General features: G+C 71.9%; 17 protein-coding genes. 9 read left to right on the plus strand and 8 right to left on the minus strand.

Annotated elements, in window-relative coordinates; genetic code table 11:
* Positions 1-276 precede the first annotated feature (276 nt).
* A complete protein-coding gene (locus tag IE142_RS22380; RefSeq protein ID WP_191887392.1) occupies positions 277-978 on the minus strand; it encodes an HAD family hydrolase in 702 nt (233 codons plus the stop codon).
* A gap of 127 nt (positions 979-1,105) precedes the next feature.
* Positions 1,106-4,618: a methionine synthase gene (gene metH, locus IE142_RS22385; RefSeq protein WP_191887393.1), complete on the minus strand. Its 3,513-nt coding sequence runs from the start codon at positions 4,616-4,618 to the stop codon at positions 1,106-1,108.
* Between the two features lie 478 nt (positions 4,619-5,096).
* Here metH and IE142_RS22390 point away from each other — a divergent pair, with 478 nt between their 5' ends.
* The 6 genes from IE142_RS22390 (at position 5,097) to parJ (ending at position 12,176) form a co-directional block, all read left to right on the plus strand.
* Positions 5,097-5,861: an IclR family transcriptional regulator gene (locus tag IE142_RS22390; RefSeq protein WP_191887394.1), complete on the plus strand. Its 765-nt coding sequence runs from the start codon at positions 5,097-5,099 to the stop codon at positions 5,859-5,861.
* A 328-nt stretch (positions 5,862-6,189) separates the two neighbouring features.
* On the plus strand, positions 6,190-6,984 hold the full coding sequence (locus IE142_RS22395) for an MIP/aquaporin family protein (protein WP_191887395.1): 795 nt from the start codon (positions 6,190-6,192) through the stop codon (positions 6,982-6,984).
* An 85-nt stretch (positions 6,985-7,069) separates the two neighbouring features.
* Positions 7,070-8,608 carry a glycerol kinase GlpK gene (gene glpK / locus IE142_RS22400; protein ID WP_191887396.1) on the plus strand — a complete coding sequence of 513 codons (1,539 nt, stop codon included), beginning with the start codon at positions 7,070-7,072 and terminating at the stop codon, positions 8,606-8,608.
* An 8-nt stretch (positions 8,609-8,616) separates the two neighbouring features.
* Positions 8,617-10,233: a glycerol-3-phosphate dehydrogenase/oxidase gene (locus tag IE142_RS22405; RefSeq protein ID WP_191887397.1), complete on the plus strand. Its 1,617-nt coding sequence runs from the start codon at positions 8,617-8,619 to the stop codon at positions 10,231-10,233.
* Between the two features lie 141 nt (positions 10,234-10,374).
* Positions 10,375-11,046: a FadR/GntR family transcriptional regulator gene (locus IE142_RS22410; RefSeq protein ID WP_191887398.1), complete on the plus strand. Its 672-nt coding sequence runs from the start codon at positions 10,375-10,377 to the stop codon at positions 11,044-11,046.
* Positions 11,047-11,186: 140 nt separating this feature from the next.
* Positions 11,187-12,176 carry a filament polymerization regulator ParJ gene (gene parJ, locus IE142_RS22415; RefSeq protein WP_100049081.1) on the plus strand — a complete coding sequence of 330 codons (990 nt, stop codon included), beginning with the start codon at positions 11,187-11,189 and terminating at the stop codon, positions 12,174-12,176.
* A gap of 61 nt (positions 12,177-12,237) precedes the next feature.
* Here the strand turns inward: parJ and mshC are convergent, their stop codons facing one another.
* From mshC to IE142_RS22435, 4 genes are all read right to left on the minus strand, one after another.
* On the minus strand, positions 12,238-13,467 hold the full coding sequence (gene mshC, locus IE142_RS22420; protein WP_191887399.1) for a cysteine--1-D-myo-inosityl 2-amino-2-deoxy-alpha-D-glucopyranoside ligase: 1,230 nt from the start codon (positions 13,465-13,467) through the stop codon (positions 12,238-12,240).
* 131 nt (positions 13,468-13,598) lie between these two features.
* On the minus strand, positions 13,599-14,429 hold the full coding sequence (locus IE142_RS22425) for an SCO1664 family protein (RefSeq protein ID WP_191887400.1): 831 nt from the start codon (positions 14,427-14,429) through the stop codon (positions 13,599-13,601).
* The gene (locus IE142_RS22430) at positions 14,393-14,983 is read right to left on the minus strand and encodes a DUF3090 domain-containing protein (RefSeq protein WP_043374805.1); all 591 of its coding nucleotides are present in this window, start codon (positions 14,981-14,983) and stop codon (positions 14,393-14,395) included. The genes IE142_RS22425 and IE142_RS22430 overlap by 37 nt, the downstream gene beginning before the upstream one ends.
* 84 nt (positions 14,984-15,067) lie before the next feature.
* The gene (locus IE142_RS22435; protein ID WP_191887401.1) at positions 15,068-15,754 is read right to left on the minus strand and encodes a histidine phosphatase family protein; all 687 of its coding nucleotides are present in this window, start codon (positions 15,752-15,754) and stop codon (positions 15,068-15,070) included.
* Between the two features lie 61 nt (positions 15,755-15,815).
* Here IE142_RS22435 and corA point away from each other — a divergent pair, with 61 nt between their 5' ends.
* Positions 15,816-16,811, plus strand: coding sequence for a magnesium/cobalt transporter CorA (gene corA, locus IE142_RS22440; RefSeq protein ID WP_191887402.1), 996 nt, complete (start codon positions 15,816-15,818; stop codon positions 16,809-16,811).
* A gap of 16 nt (positions 16,812-16,827) precedes the next feature.
* On the opposite strand, the gene IE142_RS22445 is transcribed toward corA, so the two are convergent.
* Together IE142_RS22445 and IE142_RS22450 are read right to left on the minus strand one after the other, a co-directional pair.
* Positions 16,828-17,616 carry a ferritin-like domain-containing protein gene (locus tag IE142_RS22445; RefSeq protein WP_191887403.1) on the minus strand — a complete coding sequence of 263 codons (789 nt, stop codon included), beginning with the start codon at positions 17,614-17,616 and terminating at the stop codon, positions 16,828-16,830.
* Positions 17,617-17,863: 247 nt separating this feature from the next.
* Positions 17,864-18,919, minus strand: coding sequence for an LLM class F420-dependent oxidoreductase (locus IE142_RS22450; protein WP_107479992.1), 1,056 nt, complete (start codon positions 18,917-18,919; stop codon positions 17,864-17,866).
* A gap of 112 nt (positions 18,920-19,031) precedes the next feature.
* On the opposite strand from IE142_RS22450, the gene IE142_RS22455 reads away from it, so the two are divergent.
* The gene (locus IE142_RS22455; RefSeq protein ID WP_191887404.1) at positions 19,032-20,018 is read left to right on the plus strand and encodes an aldo/keto reductase; all 987 of its coding nucleotides are present in this window, start codon (positions 19,032-19,034) and stop codon (positions 20,016-20,018) included.
* Entirely contained in the window at positions 20,015-22,456 is a 2,442-nt protein-coding gene (locus tag IE142_RS22460) for a helix-hairpin-helix domain-containing protein (protein WP_191887405.1), read from the plus strand. The genes IE142_RS22455 and IE142_RS22460 overlap by 4 nt, the downstream gene beginning before the upstream one ends.
* Positions 22,457-22,479 lie beyond the last annotated feature (23 nt).

Raw genomic sequence — 22,479 nt, forward strand, 5'->3', positions numbered from 1 at the left:
ACCCGACAGTGGAAGGATTAGTGCAGCGTTTCACCAATCGGGACACAAGGGCGCCTCGACAACGTTCGCCAAGCGCGAGGAAGCACACCTACGCCCGCCTGTCGACCCCTGACAACGTGTCAAACGTCACACATGCATGGTGGTGGGTGCGGGTCACAATTCGGCCGTTCGCGGTGGCCGTAATTCACGCGCCGCTCCTCGTGTTGTCTCCCGGGTTCTCACGCCGGGATGTTCCGGGAATTGCCGCGTTAACGCCGCCGCACGCTGGGTGAACGTCTAGCGCATTTGTGTCATCAGGCCGCGGAGAAATGTCAGGTCGACGTCTTCCAGCGAGCGGACCACCGTACGCCGGGCGGCCGGGGTGATGGGGGCGGCGGAGGGCACCGCCACGACGTGGCAGCCCGCGGCCTCCGCGGCGGCGACGCCGGTGGTGGTGTCCTCGACGACGGCGCACCGGGCCGGGTCCACGCCCAGGCCGGCCGCGGCGGCCAGGTACGGGTCCGGGTGGGGCTTGGTCCGCGGTACCTCGTCGCCGGCCACGGTCAGGCCGAAGTGATGGGGGCCCAGTGAGGCCAGCACGCGGTCGATGATGCGCCGGTGGGAGGCGGAGACCAGGGCGGTGGGGATCTCGTGCGCGGACAGCTCCGCGAGCAGCCGGGCGGCTCCCGGCATGAGCGGCAGGGTGCGGCCGATGCGTTTCTCGAAGCCGTCGTTGAGCAGCACGCTGAGTTCGGCGAGTGTGATGTCGGCCCCGGTGGCCTCGATCAGGAATCCGGCGCTGCGGCTCATGGGGCCGCCGACGACCACGTGACGCCAGGAGTCGTCGAGGGTGTGGCCGAGGGAGGCGAAGACCTCGACCTCGACGTCCCACCAGAAGCCCTCGGTGTCCACCAGGGTGCCGTCCATGTCGAGGAGCACGGCCTGCAGGGCGGAGCCTTCGGCCGTACGGGTTCCGAGCGCGGGGACCGTACTGGTCATCCACGTACCTCCTTGAAGGGACGATCAGGCCGGTTCCCACGTGGGGAACCGGCCTGCAGTGGACCGACCAGTGTACGTCGTGCGGGGCGGGAACGCCCTATGCGGCCCGTGAAGCTGTACGGGGCGCCTAGCGGGCGTTGAAGTACTTGGCCTCCGGGTGGTGGATCACGATGGCGTCGGTGGACTGCTCGGGGTGGAGCTGGAACTCCTCCGACAGGTGGACGCCGATGCGCTCCGGCTGGAGCAGCTCGGCGATCTTGGCGCGGTCCTCCAGGTCCGGGCAGGCGCCGTAGCCGAGGGAGAAGCGGGCGCCCCGGTACTTCAGGGCGAACATGTCCTCCATCTGGGCCGGGTCCTCCCCACCGAAGCCGAGTTCGGCGCGGACGCGTGCGTGCCAGTACTCGGCGAGTGCCTCGGCGAGCTGGACGGACAGGCCGTGCAGTTCGAGGTAGTCCCGGTAGGCGTTGGCCTGGAACATCCGGGCGGTCTCCTCGCCGATGCGGGAGCCGACGGTGACGACCTGGAAACCGACGACGTCCCTCTCGCCGGACTCCTCCGGGCGGAAGAAGTCGGCCAGGCACAGCCGCCGGCCGCGCCGCTGACGGGGGAAGGTGAACCGGGTGCGCTCGTTGCCGTCGTCGTCGAGGACGATCAGGTCGTCGTCCTTGGACACGCACGGGAAGTAGCCGTAGACCACGGCCGCCTCCAGCAGGTTCTCTGTCTGCAGCCGGTCCAGCAGGCCGCGCAGCCGCGGCCGGCCCTCGGTCTCGACCAGTTCCTCGTACGAGGGTCCCTCGCCGGTACGGGCCTGCTTCAGCCCCCACTGGCCCTTGAACAGGGCGCCCTCGTCGAGCCAGGACGCGTACTCCTTGAGCTGGATGCCCTTGACCACGCGCGTGCCGCGGAACGGCGGCTCGGGGACCGGGTTGTCGGTGGCCACGTCCGAGCGCACGTGCCCTTCCTCGGGGCGCTCCTCGGCCTCGACGGTGGCGGCCCGCACACGGCGCTGCTTCAGCTCGGGCAGCTTGGCGCCGGGCACGCCCCGCTTGATGCCGATCAGGGCGTCCATCAGGCGCAGGCCCTCGAAGGCGTCGCGGGCGTAGCGGACTTCGCCGTCGTAGATCTCGTGGAGGTCCTGCTCGACGTAGGCGCGGGTGAGGGCGGCGCCGCCGAGGATGACGGGGTAGTCGGCGGCCAGTCCCCGCTGGTTGAGCTCCTCCAGGTTCTCCTTCATGATCACCGTGGACTTGACCAGGAGCCCGGACATGCCGATCACGTCGGCCCGGTGCTCGTCGGCCGCCTCCAGGATCGCGGAGACCGGCTGCTTGATACCGAGGTTGACGACGTTGTAGCCGTTGTTGGAGAGGATGATGTCGACGAGGTTCTTGCCGATGTCGTGCACGTCACCGCGGACGGTGGCCAGCACGATCGTGCCCTTGCCCTCGTCGTCGGTCTTCTCCATGTGCGGTTCCAGGTGGGCCACCGCGCTCTTCATGACCTCGGCGGACTGGAGCACGAACGGCAGCTGCATCTGCCCGGAACCGAACAGTTCACCGACGACCTTCATGCCGTCCAGCAGCGTCGCGTTGACGATGTCCAGGGCCGGACGCTGCGTCAGCGCCTCGTCCAGGTCGGCCTCCAGGCCGTTGCGCTCGCCGTCGATGATGCGGCGCTTGAGCCGCTCCTCCAGCGGCAGCGCCGCCAGCTCCTCGGCCTTGGACGCCTTCAGCGACTTCGCGGTCGCCCCCTCGAACAGCTGCATCAGCTTCTGCAGCGGGTCGTAGCCCTCGGCGCGGCGGTCGTAGATCAGGTCGAGGGCGGTCTGCACCTGCTCCTCGTCGAACCGGGCGATCGGCAGGATCTTCGAGGCGTGCACGATCGCCGAGTCCAGGCCGGCCTTCACGCATTCGTCGAGGAAGACGGAGTTGAGCAGGATGCGGGCGGCCGGGTTGAGGCCGAAGGAGATGTTCGACAGGCCCAGCGTGGTCTGCACATCCGGATGGCGGCGCTTGAGTTCGCGGATGCCCTCGATGGTGGCGATCCCGTCGCCCCGGGACTCCTCCTGACCGGTGCAGATGGTGAAGGTGAGACAGTCGACGAGGATGTCCGACTCGTGGATGCCCCAGTTGCCGGTGAGGTCGGCGATCAGCCGTTCGGCGATCTCGACCTTCTTCTCGGCGGTGCGGGCCTGGCCCTCCTCGTCGATGGTCAGCGCGATCAGCGCCGCCCCGTGCTCCTGCGCGAGCCGGGTGACCTTCGCGAACCGGGACTCGGGGCCGTCTCCGTCCTCGTAGTTCACCGAGTTGATCACCGCCCGGCCGCCCAGCTTCTCCAGGCCCGCGCGGATGACGTCGACCTCGGTGGAGTCCAGCACGATCGGCAGCGTCGATGCGGTCGCGAACCGGCCGGCCAGCTCCTCCATGTCCGCCACGCCGTCCCGGCCCACGTAGTCCACGCACAGGTCGAGCATGTGCGCGCCCTCACGGATCTGGTCCCGGGCCATCTCCACACAGTCGTCCCAGCGGCCCTCCAGCATCGCCTCACGGAACTTCTTCGACCCGTTGGCGTTGGTCCGCTCACCGATCGCCAGGTAGGAGGTGTCCTGCCGGAACGGCACCGTCTGGTAGAGCGACGCCGCGCCCGGCTCCGGACGCGGGTCACGGGCAGTCGGCGCGGCGCCCCGGACCCGCTCCACGACCTGGCGCAGGTGCTCGGGCGTGGTGCCGCAGCAGCCGCCCACCAGGGACAGGCCGTACTCACGCACGAACGTCTCATGGGCGTCGGCCAGCTCCGGCGCGGTCAGCGGATAGTGCGCGCCGTCCTTGCCCAGGACCGGCAGACCGGCGTTCGGCATGCAGGTCAGCGGCACGCGGGAGTGGCGTGCGAGGTAGCGCAGGTGCTCGCTCATCTCCGCCGGACCGGTCGCGCAGTTCATGCCGATCATGTCGATGCCCAACGGCTCCAGCGCGGTCAGCGCCGCACCGATCTCCGAGCCCAGCAGCATCGTCCCGGTCGTCTCGACGGTCACGGACACGATGACGGGCAGGTCGAGGCCGAGGGCCTCCAGAGCACGCCGGGCGCCCAGCACGGACGTCTTGGTCTGCAGCAGATCCTGCGTGGTCTCCACCAGCAGCGCGTCCGCGCCGCCGGTGACCAGGCCCTCGGCGTTGCGCTGGTAGGCGTCGCGCAGGACGGTGTACGGGGCATGGCCCAGCGTGGGCAGCTTCGTGCCCGGGCCGATGGAGCCCAGCACCCAGCGCTGCCGTCCGTCCCGGGCGGCGAACTCGTCGGCGACCTCGCGGGCCACCCGCGCACCGGCCTCGGACAGCTCGTGGACGCGTTCGGGGATGTCGTACTCGCCGAGCGCCGAGTGGTTCGCGCCGAAGGTGTTGGTCCCCACGCAGTCCACACCGGCCGCGAAGTACTCCTCGTGCACCGAACGCACGATGTCCGGGCGGGTCACGTTCAGAACCTCGTTGCACCCCTCCAACTGCTGGAAATCGTCCAGCGAGGGGTTCTGCGCCTGGAGCATGGTGCCCATCGCGCCGTCGGCGACCACCACGCGGGTGGCGAGGGCCTCTCGGAGGGCGGACACGCGGGTCCGGGTGTCGGCGGGCGGGGTGGCTGGCGACGAGGCCATGAAAGGGCTCCCTATGATGCGACGGCTGTCGGCTTTGCGCTGCCCGGTGCCGTCCACAGGGGACGTGCCGGGGGAGAACGCACGCCGCCAGGGTAGCCGGGACCGGAGGTTGGTGGTCGAGGCGTCCACGAGACGGACGAGGATGGCGGATCACAAGCCCGCCGAAGGGGTGACTTTCCGGCCCGGGGATCCACCGGTGGACGACCCGGGATCCACCCGTGGACGACCCGGGATCCACCCGTGGACGACCCGGGGACCGCCGGTGGACGACCCCGGAGGATCCGCCGGGGAACGGCCCGGAGGCCGTCCGGGGCCCGTTCCCGGACGCGGGGTCCGGGGCGATGGGAACCGGCCGGGGTGCAACAGTTGCCCGCCAACCATTAGCGGGAGGTCGGCATCGACCGGTAGTGTTCGGCATTGCCGAACGACGTCAGCGACGCCGAGGTCGGCAGTCGAAGGGGACGGAGGCAGTACGTCGATGGCACGGAACATCCAGTCGCTCGAACGGGCGGCCGCGATGCTGCGCCTGCTCGCGGGCGGCGAGCGGCGGCTCGGCCTGTCGGACATCGCCTCGTCGCTGGGTCTGGCCAAAGGCACCGCGCACGGCATCCTGCGCACCCTCCAGCAGGAGGGCTTCGTGGAGCAGGACGAGGCCTCCGGGCGCTATCAGCTGGGCGCCGAACTGCTGCGCCTGGGCACGACCTATCTCGACGTGCACGAACTGCGGGCGCGCGCCCTGGTGTGGACGGACGACCTTGCGCGCTCCAGCGGTGAGAGCGTCCACCTCGGGGTCCTGCACCAGCAGGGCGTCCTGATCGTGCACCACGTCTTCCGCCCCGACGACAGCCGGCAGGTCCTGGAGATCGGCGGCATGCAGCCGCTGCACTCCACGGCGCTGGGCAAGGTGCTGTCGGCGTACGACCCGGTGGCGCACAGCGAGGCGCTGGAAGCCGACCGCAAGGCGTACACCGACCGGACCGTCTGCGAGCCGGACGGGTTCGAGCACATCCTGGACATCACGCGCGCGCGTGGCTACGCCGCCGACGTCGAGGAGACCTGGGAGGGCGTCGCGTCCATCGCCGCCCCCATCCACGACCGCAGGCGCATGCCGGTGGGCGCGGTCGGCATCACGGGTGCCGTGGAACGGCTGTGCCGGGAGGGCGAGCTGCGTCCCGAGCTCGTCGCGGCGGTACGGGACTGTGCCCGCGCGGTGTCGCGGGACCTGGGCGCCGGACGGTTCTAGCGGGGCACGGACAGGGACCGGGACGCGGTACGGCGTTCCGGTCCTTCGGCGTTTCCCTGGGAGGTCAGGCACCGCCGTCCCGCCCCCGGGACCGATAACTCGCGACGATCAATAACGATCGTGCTTTCGATAACACAGCTCTTGACGCATGCGTGACGCCGCGGCGAGACTCGCGTCCATCGGTCGGCATTGTCGAACACCTACCGGTAATACGCGTTAGAGTGTGACAACGCCAAGGGCCGCCATCGCTCTCACACCGAGGGCGCCAGAACACCCGGAGGGACCCGGGGGTTCGGCTTCCCCTGGACGAAGGACAAAGGAGTCGCGGGTGTCCAGCTCCGACATCTTCATCGGCGAGACCATCGGTACCGCCATACTCATCCTGCTCGGCGGCGGCGTGTGTGCCGCCGTGACGCTCAAGGCCTCCAAGGCCCGCAACGCCGGCTGGCTCGCCATCGCCTTCGGGTGGGGCTTCGCGGTCATGACGGCGGCGTACATATCGGGTCCGCTCTCCGGCGCCCACCTCAACCCCGCCGTGACGGTCGGCATCGCGATCAAGGACGGCGACTGGAGCAACACGCCGACCTACCTCGCGGGTCAGCTCCTCGGCGCCATGATCGGCGCGGTCCTGGTCTGGATCGCCTACTACGGCCAGTTCCAGGCCCACCTCACCGACCGCGAGATCGTCGGCGGCCCCGGCGCGCAGGACACGACGGCCAAGTCGGTCGAGGCACAGGAGAAGGGCGCCGGCCCCGTGCTGGGCATCTTCTCCACCGGCCCGGAGATCCGGCACACGGTCCAGAACCTCGCCACCGAGATCATCGGCACCTTCGTCCTGCTGCTCGCCATCCTGACCCAGGGCCTGAACGACGCGGGCGACGGCCTCGGCGTCCTGGGCGCCCTGATCACCGCGTTCGTCGTGGTGTCGATCGGCCTGTCCCTCGGTGGCCCGACGGGTTACGCGATCAACCCCGTCCGCGACCTCGGTCCGCGCATCGTGCACACCCTGCTGCCCCTGCCCAACAAGGGCGGTTCCGACTGGGCCTACGCCTGGATCCCGGTCGTCGGTCCGCTGATCGGCGGTGCGCTCGCCGGAGGTGTCTACAACGTCGCGTTCGCCTGAGCGGACCTCCGCTCGGCCATCATCGAGCCGCAGATCACGCGCCGTACGCACCGGCCGCCACACCACGGAAACCCAGGAGCACACTGTGACCGACGCTCACACCGCAGGCCCCTTCATCGCCGCCATCGACCAGGGCACGACCTCCTCGCGCTGCATCGTCTTCGACCGCGACGGGCGCATCGTCTCCGTCGACCAGAAGGAGCACGAGCAGATCTTCCCCAAGCCCGGCTGGGTCGAGCACAACGCCACCGAAATCTGGACCAACGTCCAGGAGGTCGTCGCCGGGGCCGTCGAGAAGGCCGGCATCACCCGCGACGACATCAAGGCCATCGGCATCACCAACCAGCGCGAGACCACGCTGATCTGGGACAAGAACACCGGCGAGCCCGTCCACAACGCCATCGTCTGGCAGGACACCCGCACCGACGCCCTGTGCCGCGAGCTCGGCCGAAACGTCGGCCAGGACCGCTTCCGCCGCGAGACCGGCCTTCCCCTGGCCTCCTACTTCGCCGGCCCCAAGGCGCGCTGGCTGCTCGACAACGTGGACGGCCTGCGCGAGCGCGCCGAGGCGGGCGACCTGCTCTTCGGCACCATGGACTCCTGGGTCATCTGGAACCTGACGGGCGGGGTGAACGGCGGCAAGCACGTCACCGACGTCACCAACGCCTCGCGCACCATGCTGATGAACCTGCACACCATGCAGTGGGACGAGCGAATCGCCGAGTCGATCGGCGTGCCGACGCCGATGCTCCCCGAGATCCGCTCCTCCGCCGAGGTGTACGGCGAGATCAATGGCGGCAGGCTCGGCGAGCTGCTCGGCGGCATCCCCGTCGCCTCCGCGCTCGGCGACCAGCAGGCGGCCCTGTTCGGCCAGACCTGTTTCTCCGAGGGCGAGACCAAGTCGACGTACGGCACCGGCACCTTCATGGTGATGAACACCGGTGACAAGATCATCAACTCGTACTCGGGCCTGCTGACCACGGTCGGTTACAAGATCGGCGACCAGGACACGGTCTACGCCCTGGAGGGCTCGATCGCCGTCACCGGTTCGCTGGTGCAGTGGATGCGCGACCAGATGGGCCTGATCTCCACCGCCGCCGAGATCGAGACCCTCGCCCTCACGGTCGAGGACAACGGCGGCGCCTACTTCGTACCGGCCTTCTCCGGCCTGTTCGCCCCGTACTGGCGCTCCGACGCCCGCGGTGTGATCGCCGGCCTGACCCGGTACGTCACCAAGGCGCACCTAGCGCGCGCCGTGCTGGAGGCCACCGCCTGGCAGACGCGGGAGATCGCGGACGCCATGACGAAGGACTCCGGTGTGGAGCTGACTGCCCTCAAGGTCGACGGCGGCATGACCTCCAACAACCTGCTGATGCAGACCCTCGCCGACTTCGTGGACGCCCCCGTGGTGCGCCCGATGGTCGCCGAGACCACCTGCCTCGGCGCCGCCTACGCCGCCGGCCTGGCCGTGGGCTTCTGGAACAGCACCGACGACCTGCGCGCCAACTGGCGGCGGGCCGCCGAGTGGACCCCCCGCATGGACGCGGAGACCCGCGACCGTGAGTACAAGAGCTGGCTCAAGGCCGTCGAGCGGACCATGGGCTGGCTCGAGGACGAGGAGTAAGAACCGCAATGACCACTCAGTCCACCCTGCAGTCCGTGCCTGCCCTGGGGACGCACCCGGCCTCCGGCTCGAACCCGAGCCGGGCCGAGACCCGGGAGCAGCTCTCCAAGGCGTCGTACGACCTCCTCGTGATCGGCGGCGGCATCCTGGGCATCTCCACCGCCTGGCACGCCGCGCAGTCCGGCCTCAGGGTGGCCGTGGTCGACGCCGGCGACTTCGCCGGTGCCACCTCCTCCGCCTCCTCCAAGCTGCTCCACGGCGGTCTGCGCTACCTGCAGACCGGCGCGGTGAAGCTGGTGGCGGAGAACCACTTCGAGCGCCGCGCGGTCTCCCGCCAGGTGGCCCCCCACCTGGCGAACCCGCTCACCTTCTACCTCCCCGTGTACAAGGGCGGGCCGCACGGCGCGGCGAAGCTCGGCGCGGGCGTCTTCGCGTACTCGGCGCTGTCCGCCTTCGGTGACGGCGTCGGCCACCTGCTCTCCCCGGCCAAGGCCGCGCAGGACGTGCCGGAGCTGCGCACCGACAACCTCAAGGCCGTGGCCGTGTACGGCGACGACCAGATGAACGACGCCCGCATGGCGCTGATGACGGTCCGCGCGGCGGTCGACTCCGGCGCGGTCGTCCTCAACCACGCCGAGGTCACCGGTCTGCGCTTCACCAAGGGCCGGGTGACCGGTGCCGAGCTGAAGGATCGCCTGACGGGCGACGAGTTCGGGGTGAACGCCCGCCTGGTGCTCAACGCCACCGGCCCCTGGGTCGACCACCTGCGTCGCATGGAGGACCCGAACGCGGCCCCGTCCATCCGCCTGTCCAAGGGGGCGCACCTGGTGCTCAAGCGCACCGCGCCCTGGAAGGCCGCGCTGGCGACCCCGATCGACAAGTACCGCATCACCTTCGCCCTCCCCTGGGAGGACATGCTGCTGCTCGGCACGACCGACGAGGAGTTCGAGGGCGACCCGGCGGACGTCGCGGTCAACGAGAAGGACACCGCCCAGATCCTCGACGAGGCCGCGTTCTCCATCCGCGACCAGCAGCTCGACCGGGACCTGATCACGTACTCCTTCGCGGGTCTGCGCGTGCTGCCGGGCGGCCCCGGCGACACCGCGAAGGCCAAGCGCGAGACGGTGGTCAGCGAGGGCCGAGGCGGCATGTTGTCCGTCGCGGGCGGCAAGTGGACCACCTTCCGCCACATCGGCCGCACCGTCATGAAGAAGCTGGAGGCGCTGCCCGGCCACCCCCTCGGCGACGACTTCGAGCCGGTCTCCTCGCTGCCGAAGAAGCTGCCGCTGCCCGGCGTCGCCAACCCGCGCGCGGTCGCCCACCGGCTGCTGGTGGACGGCCCGGCACCCGGCCCGCGCATGGCGGCGGACACCGCCAAGCACCTGGCCACCCACTACGGCTCGCTGGCCTTCGACATCGCCCGGCTCGCGAACGAGAGCCCCGAGCTGGCGGAGCGCGTCCACCCGGACGCCCCGGAGATCTGGGCGCAGGTCGTGTGGGCCCGCGACCACGAGTGGGCCGAGACGCCCGACGACGTGCTGCGCCGCCGCACCACCCTGACGATCCGCGGCCTCGCCACGGACGACGTCCGCGCGAAGGTCCAGGACCTGCTCGACAAGAAATAGAACCGACGGAGTGACCCGTGCCCGGCCCCGGCACCCCCGGGGCCGGGCACGGGTCTCATCGTGCCGGTGCACGGTCTCATAATGTCGTGAGACATCGGATGTCTGTCCGAGGGGCATCCCGGGAACGCGGGGAGGTCGGCCGTGGCGGTCACCGACGAGGCGATCGAGAAGATCAAGGACATGATCGTCTCCGGCAGGCTGGCGCCCGGCGACCGGCTGCCCAAGGAGAGCGAACTCGCGGCCGGCCTCGGGCTGTCCCGCAACTCCCTGCGGGAGGCCGTTCGCGCCCTGTCGCTGATCCGGATCCTGGACGTGCGGCAGGGCGACGGCACCTACGTCAGCAGCCTGGATCCGCAACTGCTCCTGGAGGCCATCGGGTTCGTCGTCGACTTCCACCGCGACGACACGGTGCTGGAGTTCCTCGCCGTACGCCGCATCCTGGAGCCGGCCGCCACCGCGATGGCGGCCTCCCGGATCACCGGGGCGGAACTGGACGCGCTGGGCGCCGCCTTGGACGCGCTGGGCGCCGAACCGTCGGTGGAGGATCTGGTCGCCGCCGATCTCGAGTTCCACCGTGCCATCGTGCGGGGCTCGGGCAACTCGGTGCTGTGCTCGCTGCTGGACGGCCTGTCCGGCCCGACCACCAGGGTCAGGGTCTGGCGCGGACTGACGCAGGAGGACGCGGTCGCCCGCACCCTGCGCGAGCACCGCGCGATCCTGGACGCCCTGCGGGACCGGGACGCGGAGGCGGCACGTTCCTGGGCGACGGTGCACATCGCGTCCGTGGAGCAGTGGCTGCGCGCCGGCCGCTGAACCCGGCCCCGGCGGGGTGTCCGACCCGCGGGAACGGGGCAGTGATCCGTTCACTCCCCCGTGCACGGGGGCTGCGGGCGGCCCCTCGGCACGCCGTAAGGTTGGGGGGTACGCGAGGGCACGTCGGAAGGAGGCGCTGGGTGATCGAGCTCGAGGGGGTTCCCGAGCTGGTCGACCCGGTCATGGTGGCCGCGTTCGAGGGCTGGAACGACGCCGGCGACGCCGCCTCCACCGCGGTCGCGCATCTCGACCGGGAGTGGAAGGGCGAGGTGTTCGCGGCGCTGGACGCCGAGGACTACTACGACTTCCAGGTCAACCGGCCCACGGTGTTCCTGGAGGACGGCGTCCGCAAGATCACCTGGCCGACGACCAGACTGTCGGTGGTCCGGGTCGGCGGTGACAAACCGCGCGACCTGGTCCTGGTCCGCGGCATCGAACCGTCCATGCGCTGGCGCTCGTTCTGCAACGAACTGCTCGGCTTCGCCCACGAGCTGGGCGTCGAGCTGGTGGTCGTCCTGGGCGCCCTGCTGGGCGACACCCCGCACACCCGTCCGGTGCCGATCAGCGGGACGACGTCGGACGCCGACCTGGCGCGGCGCATGGACCTGGAGGAGACCAAATACGAGGGGCCCACGGGCATCGTCGGCATCCTCCAGGAGGCGTGCACGCACGCGGGCGTACCGGCCGTGTCGCTGTGGGCGGCGGTGCCGCACTACGTGTCGCAACCGCCGAACCCGAAGGCGACGCTGGCCCTGCTGAACCGGCTGGAGGACCTGATCGACGTGCGCATCCCCCTGGGCGAACTGCCCGAGGACGCGCGCGCCTGGCAGGTGGGCGTGGACCAGCTGGCGGCCGAGGACAGTGAGGTCGCCGAGTACGTGCAGTCGCTGGAGGAGGCCCGGGACACCGCGGAGCTGCCGGAGGCGTCGGGCGAGGCGATCGCCCGCGAGTTCGAGCGGTACCTGCGGCGCCGGGACGGCTCCGGACCGGGCCAGCCGGGCGGTCACGCCACGGCGGACGGGGACACGACGCCCGGGACGCCGTATCTGCGGGACAATCCGAGCGGGCGGACCCGCCCGCCCAAGCCGCCGAGGACCGGCGGGGACGACGAGGAGTCGTCGGAGGACTGACCGCACGTGACGGGGGGCGCTTCCGGATGGGAAGCGCCCCCCGTCACGTGCGGGTCCGCGCCTACAGAGCGACGCCGAGCAGCGCGTCGACGGCTCGGGACACCACGCCGGGCGCGCCGGTGTCGGTGCCGCCGGTTGCCTGCTGGAGCGCGGCCCAGCGGTCGACGGCGTCCAGCGCGGCCGGGGAGTCCAGGTCGTTCGCGAGGGCCTCGCGGATCTCCTCGACCAGCGCCTCGGCGGGCGGGCCGTCGGGCCGGGAGACGGCGGCGCGCCAGCGGTCCACACGGGCGAGGGCGTCCTCGAGCACCTGGTCCGTCCACTCCCAGTCGGAGCGGTAGTGGTGGGCGAGCAGCGTGAGCCGGATGGCGGCCGGGTCGACGCCCTCGCGGCGCAGCTGCGACACGAAGACCAGGTTGCCCTTGGACTTGGACATCTTCTCGCCGTCCAGCCCGACCATGCCGGCGTGGACGTACGCCTTGGCCATGGGGAACTCGCCGGTGAGCGCCTGGGCGTGCGAGGCGCCCATCTCGTGGTGCGGGAAGGCGAGGTCGGAGCCGCCGCCCTGGACGTCGAAGCCCATCCCGAGGTGGTCGAGGGCGATGGCCACGCACTCGATGTGCCAGCCGGGGCGTCCGCGGCCGAGCGAGCCGCCGTCCCAGCTGGGCTCGCCCTCGCGGGCCGCCATCCACAGCATCGGGTCGAGCGGGTTCTTCTTGCCGGGCCGGTCCGGGTCGCCGCCCCGCTCGGCGGAGAGCAGCCGCATGGCGGCGGCGTCCAGGTGCGACACCTGGCCGAAGTGCGGGTCGGACTCGACCGAGAAGTAGATGTCGCCCTCGAGCTCGTAGGCCGCGCCCGCGTCACGCAGCCGCTCGACGAGCGGGACGATGCCGGGTATGGCCTCGACGGCGCCTATGTAGTGCCGGGGCGGCAGCATCCGCAGCGCCGTCATGTCCTCGCGGAAGAGGGCGGTTTCCCTCTCGGCGAGGGCGGTCCAGTCGACGCCGTCGCGCACGGCCCGCTCCAGCAGGGGGTCGTCGACGTCGGTGACGTTCTGGACGTAGTGGACCTGCCGCTTGTTGTCGAGCCACACGCGCTGCACGAGGTCGAACGCGTTGTAGGTCGCCGCGTGCCCCATGTGGGTGGCGTCGTACGGCGTGATGCCGCAGACGTAGATACGGGCGACGGGACCGGGGTCGAGGGTGACCAGGCCGCCGGTCGCGGTGTCGTGGATCCTCAGGTCGCGACCCTGACCAGGCAGGGCGGGGACCTCGGAAGCGGGCCAGGCATGCATGCCATGAGCCTAACCGGACGGGTGTCCCGTACACGAACCGGACCGGGCCGGATGGCCGGTAAGGCGGTCTTGCGCCTGACCGGCCGTTGTGCGTTGCGATACCCGCACACGCCGCTGGTGCGGCGGGGTGCCTACACCGGCGGCCACGGGATGGCCGGCCACTCCCCGCCCGGTTCCGGGTGCCTGCCGGACGCGAGCAGGGCGTCGACCCGCGCGCGTGTGGCGTCGAGCTCGGCGGAGGTGATGAGGGCACCGAGCCGGGTGGCCAGGGTCGCGCCGTCCTTGAGGGCCTCCTTGAGGCCGTCGAGCGCGGCCCGGGCCTCATCGGTGAGCGGCTCGCCCGCCCAGCCCCACAGCAGGGTGCGCAGCTTGTCCTCGGCGTGGAAGGTGACGCCGTGGTCGATGCCGTACAGCCGCTCCCCGGCGGCGGGCAGCAGGTGGCCGCCCTTGCGGTCGGCGTTGTTGACCACGGCGTCCAGGACGGCGAGCCGGCGCAGCCGCTCGTCGTCGGCGTGCACGAGCAGCGCGGTGCGTCCCTCGCCGACCTCCGCCAGGGCGACCGCCTTCCAGCCGGGGCCGGGTTCCTCGGCGTCCACCAGGGCGAGCAGTTCCGTCTCCGGGACGGCCTCGATCCACAGCTGGACCATGCCCTCTCCGTAGGGCCCGTCGCGCAGCACGGTGGGCGGGACCAGGCCCCAGCCGGTCGCCTCGGAGACCTCGTAGGCGGCGACCTCCCGCTGGGCGAGGGTGCCGTCGGGGAAGTCCCACAGGGGCCGCTCGCCCGCGACCGGCTTGTAGACGCAGGCGGCCTCGCGGCCCTCGTGGGTCACCGTGCAGTACAGGGCCGCGTTGGAGGCGTCACGGATGCGTCCGCGCACGGTCAGTTCGCCCTGGGCGAGCAGGTCGGCGGCCGCCGTGTCGGTGGTCACGCTCCGCGGCGGTATCCGTTCTGGCGCGGACATACGTGTCCTTCCGGGTCGAGCGGGAGGCTGCACAGCGGGCACGGCGGCCGCCCGGCGTTGACGACGTCGAGGGCACGCTTGGCAAAGGCCCTGGCCTGCGCGCCGGTGAGGCGGACCCGGAGCATCGGGGGGCCGTTCTCCTCGTCCTGGAGGAGCCGCTCCTCGGCCTCGGCCAGGTCCTCCTCGGACTCGGCGTCCAGCTCCACGAGGGCCTGCGCCTCGACGATCATGCGCTGTTCCTCGCCGTCCCAGGCCAGCGCCATGGTGCCGACCCGGAACTCCTCCTCGACGGGCGTCTCCAGAGGCGCTGTGTCGGCGGGCCCGGTGGGAGCCACGGCGGGGACGGCGGTGCTGCCGCCGCTGCGCCGTACGACCTCGTCGAGGAGTTCGTCCATGCGCTCGGCGAGTGCGGCCACCTGGGTCTTCTCCAGGGCCACGCTGGTCACCCGGGAGCCGGCGGAGGCCTGGAGGAAGAACGTACGGCGCCCGGGCAGTCCGACCGTGCCGGCCACGAAACGTTCCGGTTGGTCGTAGAGGAACACCTGACGGGACACGTCCTGTCTCCATGAGAAGTCGTAAGAAGCGGGTGGGCGGGGTCGGTCACTGCTGCGGTCGCTTCACCCTACTGCGGCCGACGATCACGGTGCGCCCGCACCGCCACCGACGGTGGCCTCGTCGCCCGGCGGCTCCTCGCGCGGGGCGAGGGAGGCGAAGTCGCCGGTGTCGCCGAGGCGGACGAGGAACGGCCGCAGCCGGGTGTAGCGGATCGCGGTGACGGAGCAGGGCTCGACGGAGATCCGCTGGAAGAGGTCGAGGTGGAGGCCCAGTGCCTCCGCGACCAGGGACTTGATGATGTCGCCGTGGGAGCACATGAGGTAGACGGCGTCGGCGCCGTGGTCGCGCTCCACGCGCGCGTTCCACTCGCGGACCGCCTCGGCGGCGCGGGTCTGCATCGCGCGCATCGACTCGCCGCCGGGGAACGCGGCGGCGGAGGGGTGCGCCTGCACCACCTCCATCAGGGGCTCGTCCTTGAGCTCGGCGAGCTTGCGGCCGGACCAGTCGCCGTAGTGGCACTCCCCGATCCGCTCGTCGGTGTGTGACCGCAGCCCGGGCCGGGCGTCGAGCAGCGGCCGGATCGTCTCCTGGCAGCGTTGCAGGGGGCTGGAGACGACCTCGGACAGCGGCAGGCCGTCGAGGCGGCCGGGGAGCGCGGCGGCCTGGGCGGTCCCGCGTTCGTCGAGGGCGACGCCGGGCGTCCAGCCGGCGAGCAGTCCCTCGGTGTTGGCGGTGGATCGTCCGTGCCTGACCAGGATCAGCGTGGGCATGCGGACAGGGTAGGCGTACGGCGCGGTGCTGGGGCGCCGGGGCGAAGGGAGAATGCGTTCGGTGATCGTCGACTGTGCCATCTACCGGGACGGGCGCCGCACGGACGGGCCTGAGGACTTCTCCGACGCGCTCGGCGAGGCGCGGTCCGCGGGCGGCTTCGTCTGGATCGGGCTGCACGAGCCGTCCCAGGAGGAGTTCGACCTGGTCACCGAGGAGTTCGCGCTGCATCCGCTGGCGGTGGAGGACGCCCTCAAGGCGCACCAGCGGCCGAAGCTGGAGGTCTACGAGGACTCGCTCTTCGCCGTCCTGAAGCCGGTGGTGTACGAGCCGGAGAGCGACACCGTGTCCACCGGCGAGCTCATGATCTTCCTGGGTGACGCCTTCGTGGTCGTCGTCCGGCACGGCGAGGGCTCCCCGCTGAAGGCCGTCCGGCAGCGTCTGGAGCACGAGCCCGAACTGCTCGGCAAGGGGCCGACCTCGGTGCTGTACGCGATAGCGGACGCCGCCGTCGACCACTACCTGGACGTCGCGGCGGAACTGCAGAACGACCTGGAGGAGCTGGAGGCGGAGGTCTTCTCGCCGGACGGCGGCGGCTCGCGGCACACCGCGTCACGGATCTACAACTTCAAGCGGCAGATCCTGGAGTTCCGCCGGGCGACCGGCCCCCTGGCGCCGCCGCTGGCCCGGCTGGCCGGGACGGGCGCGTTCGGCGCCGTGGTTCCGTTCGTGAACGACAGGGCGCGGCCGTTCTTCCGGGACGTCAGCGACCACCTCTCCCGCGTCAACGAGTCGGTGGAGGGCCTGGACCGGCTGGTCTCGGACATCCTGTCGGCGCATCTGGCGCAGACGAGCGTCCGGCAGAACGACGACATGCGGAAGATCTCCGCGTGGGCGGCCATGGCCGCGGTCCCCACGATGGTCGCGGGGGTTTACGGCATGAACTTCGCGCACATGCCGGAACTGCGCTGGGTATGGGGGTATCCGGCGGTGATCGTGCTGATGGCCGGGTTGGAGGTGCTGCTGTTCCGGCTGTTCAAGCGGCGGGGCTGGCTCTGAGTGGGGGTCGTGCCGGTCAGGCGACCTCGGGGGCCGCGGTTGCGGGTCCGCCGAGCGCGCCGCGCCGTGCGGGCGTGCGCAGGGTCACCATGCGGCGCCAGCCGGCCAGGCGCTCGTAGGCGTACATCGCGTGGATGCCCGCGGCGAGCAGCCCTGACCTGGCGCGGGACCAGCCGAGGAGGCGGCCCATGCGGGCCATCACGCCGAGGCTGACGTCCCGGTGGACGCGGATCTCGGCGAGCGCGCACTCGCGCAGCGTCGCCTGGATGCAGCGGCCGTGTCCGGCGGCGGCGTAGCGCAGCAGTTCCTCGTGGGAGTAGGCGAGGTGGTTGTCCTCGTCGGCGGAGATCATGCGGACGGCCCGGCCGAGGTCCGGGTGGTCCCCGAAGTGTTTGAGCAGCATCGCCATCTGCTCGGCCGCGCGCTGCTCGGTGACCCTGCTGTGCGCCAGGTAGGTGATGATGTCCCGCACCGTGAGGGGCTGGTCGGCCTTGAGCTTGTCGTGGGCGAGGCCGATGCCGTGCCGCTCCAGGAGCATGGTGTAGTCGGTCTCGGGCGGTACTTCGACGGGTTCGAGGCCGCGCTTCTTCAGCAGGGCGTTGAAGATCCGCCCGTGCTTGTCCTCGTCCGCGCCGTGCCGGGTGATCTTGGGGGCGAGGGCGCGCTCACTCTCCGGCACCAGCGCCGCGATGCGTGCGTTCTCCCAGCCGCCCTGGGACTCGCCGCTGGCCGCGATGGAGCAGAAGAGACGGAACGACTCGTCGTTGTCGAGGATCTCCTGGAACAGACTCTTGGCCGAAAGCATCGCTGGCACCTCTCTGCCGCTGCAGGATTGCGCAGGTTCCGCAGACTCCGCGAACAACGAGTCAAGGGCGGGAACTGAGGCGCGGCAACAGGTACGGCGGACAACTCAGTCAAATGAAGGACGGCCGGGAACGGAAGGAGGCGTAACTCCGCGCGCGTGGGGACGTTGTTCCTCGTGACGGCCGTGGCGGGGAAGACCCCCGAGCCCCCACCACGGCCGCAGAACCTTCTGGGTCGCTCCTGAGTCGCTACGCCAGTCCGGCGCGCTCCAGGGCCTCGGTGCCGGCGCGGAGCGCGGCGATCCGCTCGTCCAGGGTGAACCCGGCGGGGGCGAGCGTCAGGGTGGTGACGCCGGCGGCGGCGTAGGCCTTCATCCGGTCCGCGATGCGGTCGACGGAGCCGAGCAGGGTGGTCTGGTCGATCAGTTCGTGCGGTACGGCCGCGGCGGCGCCCTCCTTGTCGCCGGACAGGTACTTGTCCTGGATCTCGGCGGCCTCGGCCTCGTAGCCCATGCGCTGCGCGAGCTGGTTGTAGAAGTTCTGCTTGCGGCTGCCCATGCCACCGACGTAGAGCGCGGTGTAGGGGCGGAAGGTGTCGGCGAGCGCGGCGACGTCCTTGTCGTCGCCCAGGGCGAGCGGCAGGGTCGGGCAGACGTCGAAGCCGTCGAGGGTCTTGCCGGCCTTCTCGCGCCCGGCCCGCAGGTGCTTGACCGCGGTTTCCTCCAGGTGGTCCGCGGAGGGGAAGATCAGCAGGGCGCCGTCGGCGATCTCGCCGGTCTGCTCCAGGTTCTTCGGGCCGATGGCGGCGATGTACAGCGGGATGTGCTCGCGCTGCGGGTGCACGGTCAGCTTGATCGGCTTGCCGGGGCCGCCGGGCAGCGGCAGCGTCCAGTGCTGTCCTTCATAGGAGAGCCGTTCCCGGGTCATCGCCTTGCGCACGATCTCGACGTACTCGCGGGTGCGGGCGAGCGGCTTGTCGAACTTGACGCCGTACCAACCCTCGGAGACCTGAGGACCGGAGACGCCGAGGCCGAGGCGGAAGCGGCCCTTGGAGAGGGAGTCCAGAGTGGCGGCCGTCATCGCGGTCATCGCGGGCTGGCGGGCCGGGATCTGGAAGATGGCCGAACCCACGTCGATGCGCTCGGTCTGGGCGGCGACCCAGGTGAGCACGGTGGCCGCGTCGGAGCCGTAGGCCTCGGCGGCCCAGCAGACGGCGTAGCCGAGCCGGTCGGCCTCCTGGGCGACGGCCAGGTTGTCCGCGTCCATTCCGGCACCCCAGTAGCCGAGGTTGATCCCGAGCTGCATGGCCGATTCCCCTTACCGATCAGTAACGTGTTCTGTGCCCCGACCTTAGCGCGGCGATTCGGTTGTCCACAGGCCCCCACAGCGCAAGCCGTGGCCAGTAATGTCGGCGTTCATGGAGCAGAGGCATCTCGGCCGCACCGGCCTGCGCGTGTCCCGCATCGGTCTCGGCACCCTGACCTGGGGCCGGGGCCCCGACGAGCATGACGCCGCCGACCTCTTGAAGACCTTCTGGGAAGCGGGCGGGACCCTCGTCGACACCGCGGACGTGTACGGCGACGGGGAGGCCGAGTACCTGCTCGGACGGCTCATGGAAGGGCTGGTGCCGCGCCGGGACCTGGTGCTCTCGACCAAGGCCGGCAGTGTGCCCGATCCCGGCCGCCGCTTCGACGGTTCTCGCGCCCACCTGCTCTCCGCGCTGGACGCCTCGCTGGCCCGCCTGGGCACGGATCACGTCGACGTGTGGCACCTGCACGCCTTCGACCCGCACACGCCGCTGGAGGAGACGCTGCACGCCCTCGACGTGGCGGTGAGCAGCGGCCGGGCCCGGTACGCGGGCGTATCGAACTTCTGCGGCTGGCAGTTGGCCAAGGCGGCGACCTGGCAGCTGGCGGCGCCGGGCGTGCGGAACCGGCTGGCGAGCACGCAGATGGAGTACTCGCTGCTCCAGCGGGGCATCGAGCGGGAGGTGCTGCCTGCCGCGCTGGACCTGGGCATCGGCCTGCTGCCCTCCTCCCCGCTGGGCCGCGGGGTCCTCACCGGCAAGTACCGCAAGGACGCGACGCCACCGGACTCGCGGGGCGCCTCGGACCATCTGGCTCCGTTCGTCGCCCCCTACCTCGACGACACGGCCGGTCACGTCGTGGACGCGGTGGCGACGGCCGCCGACGGGCTCGCGGTGACGCCGCTCCAGGTGGCGCTGGCGTGGGTCCGGGACCGGCCGGGCGTGGTCGCGCCGATCGTCGGCGCGCGCAACGCGCAGCAGCTCACGGCGGCGTTGTCAGTGGAGACCCTTAGTCTTCCTGACGAGATCTGCCGGGCGCTCGACGATGTGTCGGCGCCCGTGCACCGCTATCCCGATCACGACTGGAGCACGCTGTGAGCACGGAGCCCGAGCCCACCTCCGAGGACCCCACGGCCACCGTGGACGCCGGGCCGGAGACGCCGGGCACGACGGACGAGGCCGACGCGGGCCACGCGGACGCCGGGCGGCCCGTCGGCGACGGTGCGGGCGACGCCGGTACGGGGGACCGGGGCGTGGTTTCCGCCGGTGTGCCGGCCGTCGAGGCGGGCCCGGCGGGCGACGAAGGCGGCACCACCGGGCCGGCGGAGGGCGGGGTCGTCGAGGACGCCGGGTCGGCCGGGGAGTCGTCGGAGCCCGGCGGCATCGGTGGCGAGGGCGCCTCGGGGTCGCCGGCCGGCACAGTGGAGGGCGACGGTGAAGCCGCCCAGGTCTCCGAGGCCGAGGCGGAGCTGGCGGCCCAACAGGTCGAGCGGGAGCGGATCGCGCGGCGGAAGGCCGAGAAGCGGGGGGCGATCGACGCCGGGGGCAAGCTCAGCGGCACGGCGGCCGACCTGCTCGCCGCCGTACGGGCCGTGGAGAGCGGCGATAAGCCCGCGGCCACGGTCTTCGGCGACTCCACCCCCGCGCCGCGCCGCCCCGCCCCCGAGACGGCTCCACGCCGCCGGCCGGTGCGGGCCGAGCAAGCCGCCGGCCACGCGGGCCCTGCGCCGGAGACCGTTCAGGCCGTGCGCCGGGTACTGGCCGAGGGCGGCGCCCCCGAGGCGCTCGCACCGCAGACCGCCGCACTGCTCGGCGAGAGGGCGGAGGAGGCGCTGCGCGCGGACCCCTGGCAGTTGCTGCGGGTCGGCGGAGTACGGCCGGAGCAGGCCGACGGGTTCGCCCGGGCCCTGCTCGGCGCGGCGTGCGGCCCGGACGACGAGCGCCGCGGCCGTGCGGTCACCGTGTGGCTGCTGGAGCAGGCGGCCCTCGCCGGACACACGGCCCTGGAGCTGCCGCGGCTGACGGCCACGCTGGCCCAGCGCGGCCTGCCGGACCCCGACGCCGCCGTACAGAGCACGCTCGCTGAAGGTGAGGCGCTGGCCTTCCAGGACGCCGTGGAGGATCCCGGGGCCCGTCCGGAGCCCGCGTCCGGCGGGACCGGTGGGACGGAGGCTCCGGACGAGGACGAGAAGCGCCCGGTCCGGGTCCTGATCGGCCTGGAGCGGTTCGCGCTCGCCGAGGAGAGCCTCGCGGACGGCCTGGCACGGCTGGTCGACTCCGCGCCCAAGCAGGACGGTTCCGCCGCGGACTGGGAGCGGGCCGCCGACTCCGCGCAGGGTGCCGCCGCCGACCTGATCCGCGCCGTCGCGGGGCACGGACTGGTCCTGCACACCGGCGGCGAGGCGTCCCTGGCCGAGCTGGCCGCCCTGCTGCGCGCCGCGCGGGAGCTCGGCCTGCGCGCCTGGGCCGCGGCGCCGGGCCCGCTCGGCCGTGACCGTTTCGCCGCCCAGCCGGGCGGCGGCACCTCGCCCGCTGCCCACGACTCCGACCTGACCGCCCCCGCTCCCGCCCCGGAAGGTTCCGCCGCCGTCACGCTGGCCGGGCTGCTGGCCGGCACCGAGGGGCCTGGCCGGGACGCCGACGGTGCGCTGGACCTCGATCTCCTCGTGCTGCTCGACGCACCGCAGCTGGACGTCGAGGCGGGTGCCCTGCTGGTGGAGTCCCTGCCGGACGGGGCGCGGCTGGTACTGGCCGGCGACCCGGCGGTGCTGTGGTCCGCGGGCCCGGGACGGGTCTTCGCGGACCTGCTGGCGGCGCGGGTCTGCCCGCAGGTCGCCTCCAGGCGTCCGGATCCCGGCCCGCTCGGCGAACTGGTCTCCGGCATCGGCATCGGCGAACTCGTTCAGGTGGACGCGCCCGGCAAGGAGGTCGTGATCGTGCCGGTGCGGGACGCCGGCGAGGCCGTGCACCGCACCGTCCAGCTCGTCGCGGACTCGGTGCCGCGCGCGATCGGCGTCCCCGCCGAGGACACCCAGGTGATCACACCGGGTCACGGCGGCGCGGCGGGCACCCGGGCGCTCAACGCGGTACTGAAGCAGCGGCTGAACCCGGGCCCCGGCCGCTTCGGCGGCTTCGACCCCGGCGACCGTGTCGCCTACTCCCCCGTGCCGGGTCGTACGCTGCCGGGCCGGGTCGTGAAGGCCGACGCCGACGGACTGCACCTGTCCTGCGCGGGCGAGACCGTCGTCGTGCCGCAGGAGCGGGTGGAGCGGTCCGTGCGGCACGGATGGGCGCTGACCGCGCACCAGGCGGTGGGCGGCCGGTGGCCGGCGGTGGTCGTGGTCCTGCCCGGCGACGCCGCGCAGGCTCTCAGCCGCCCCTGGATCTACACGGCGTTCGGCCGGGCCGTCCGTCATCTGTCCGTGGTGCAGGGTGTGGAGCAGGCGCTGCCCCGGGCCGTGGCCGAGGGTCCGGCCGAGCCGCGCACGACCCGGCTGCCGGTGCTGCTCGCGCCGCAGGTTCCGGTGGCCGACTGACCGGGGCCGACACTCCGATGGCG

The sequence above is a fragment of the Streptomyces mutabilis genome (assembly GCF_014649815.1).
Classification (GTDB): Bacteria; Actinomycetota; Actinomycetes; order Streptomycetales; family Streptomycetaceae; genus Streptomyces; species Streptomyces mutabilis.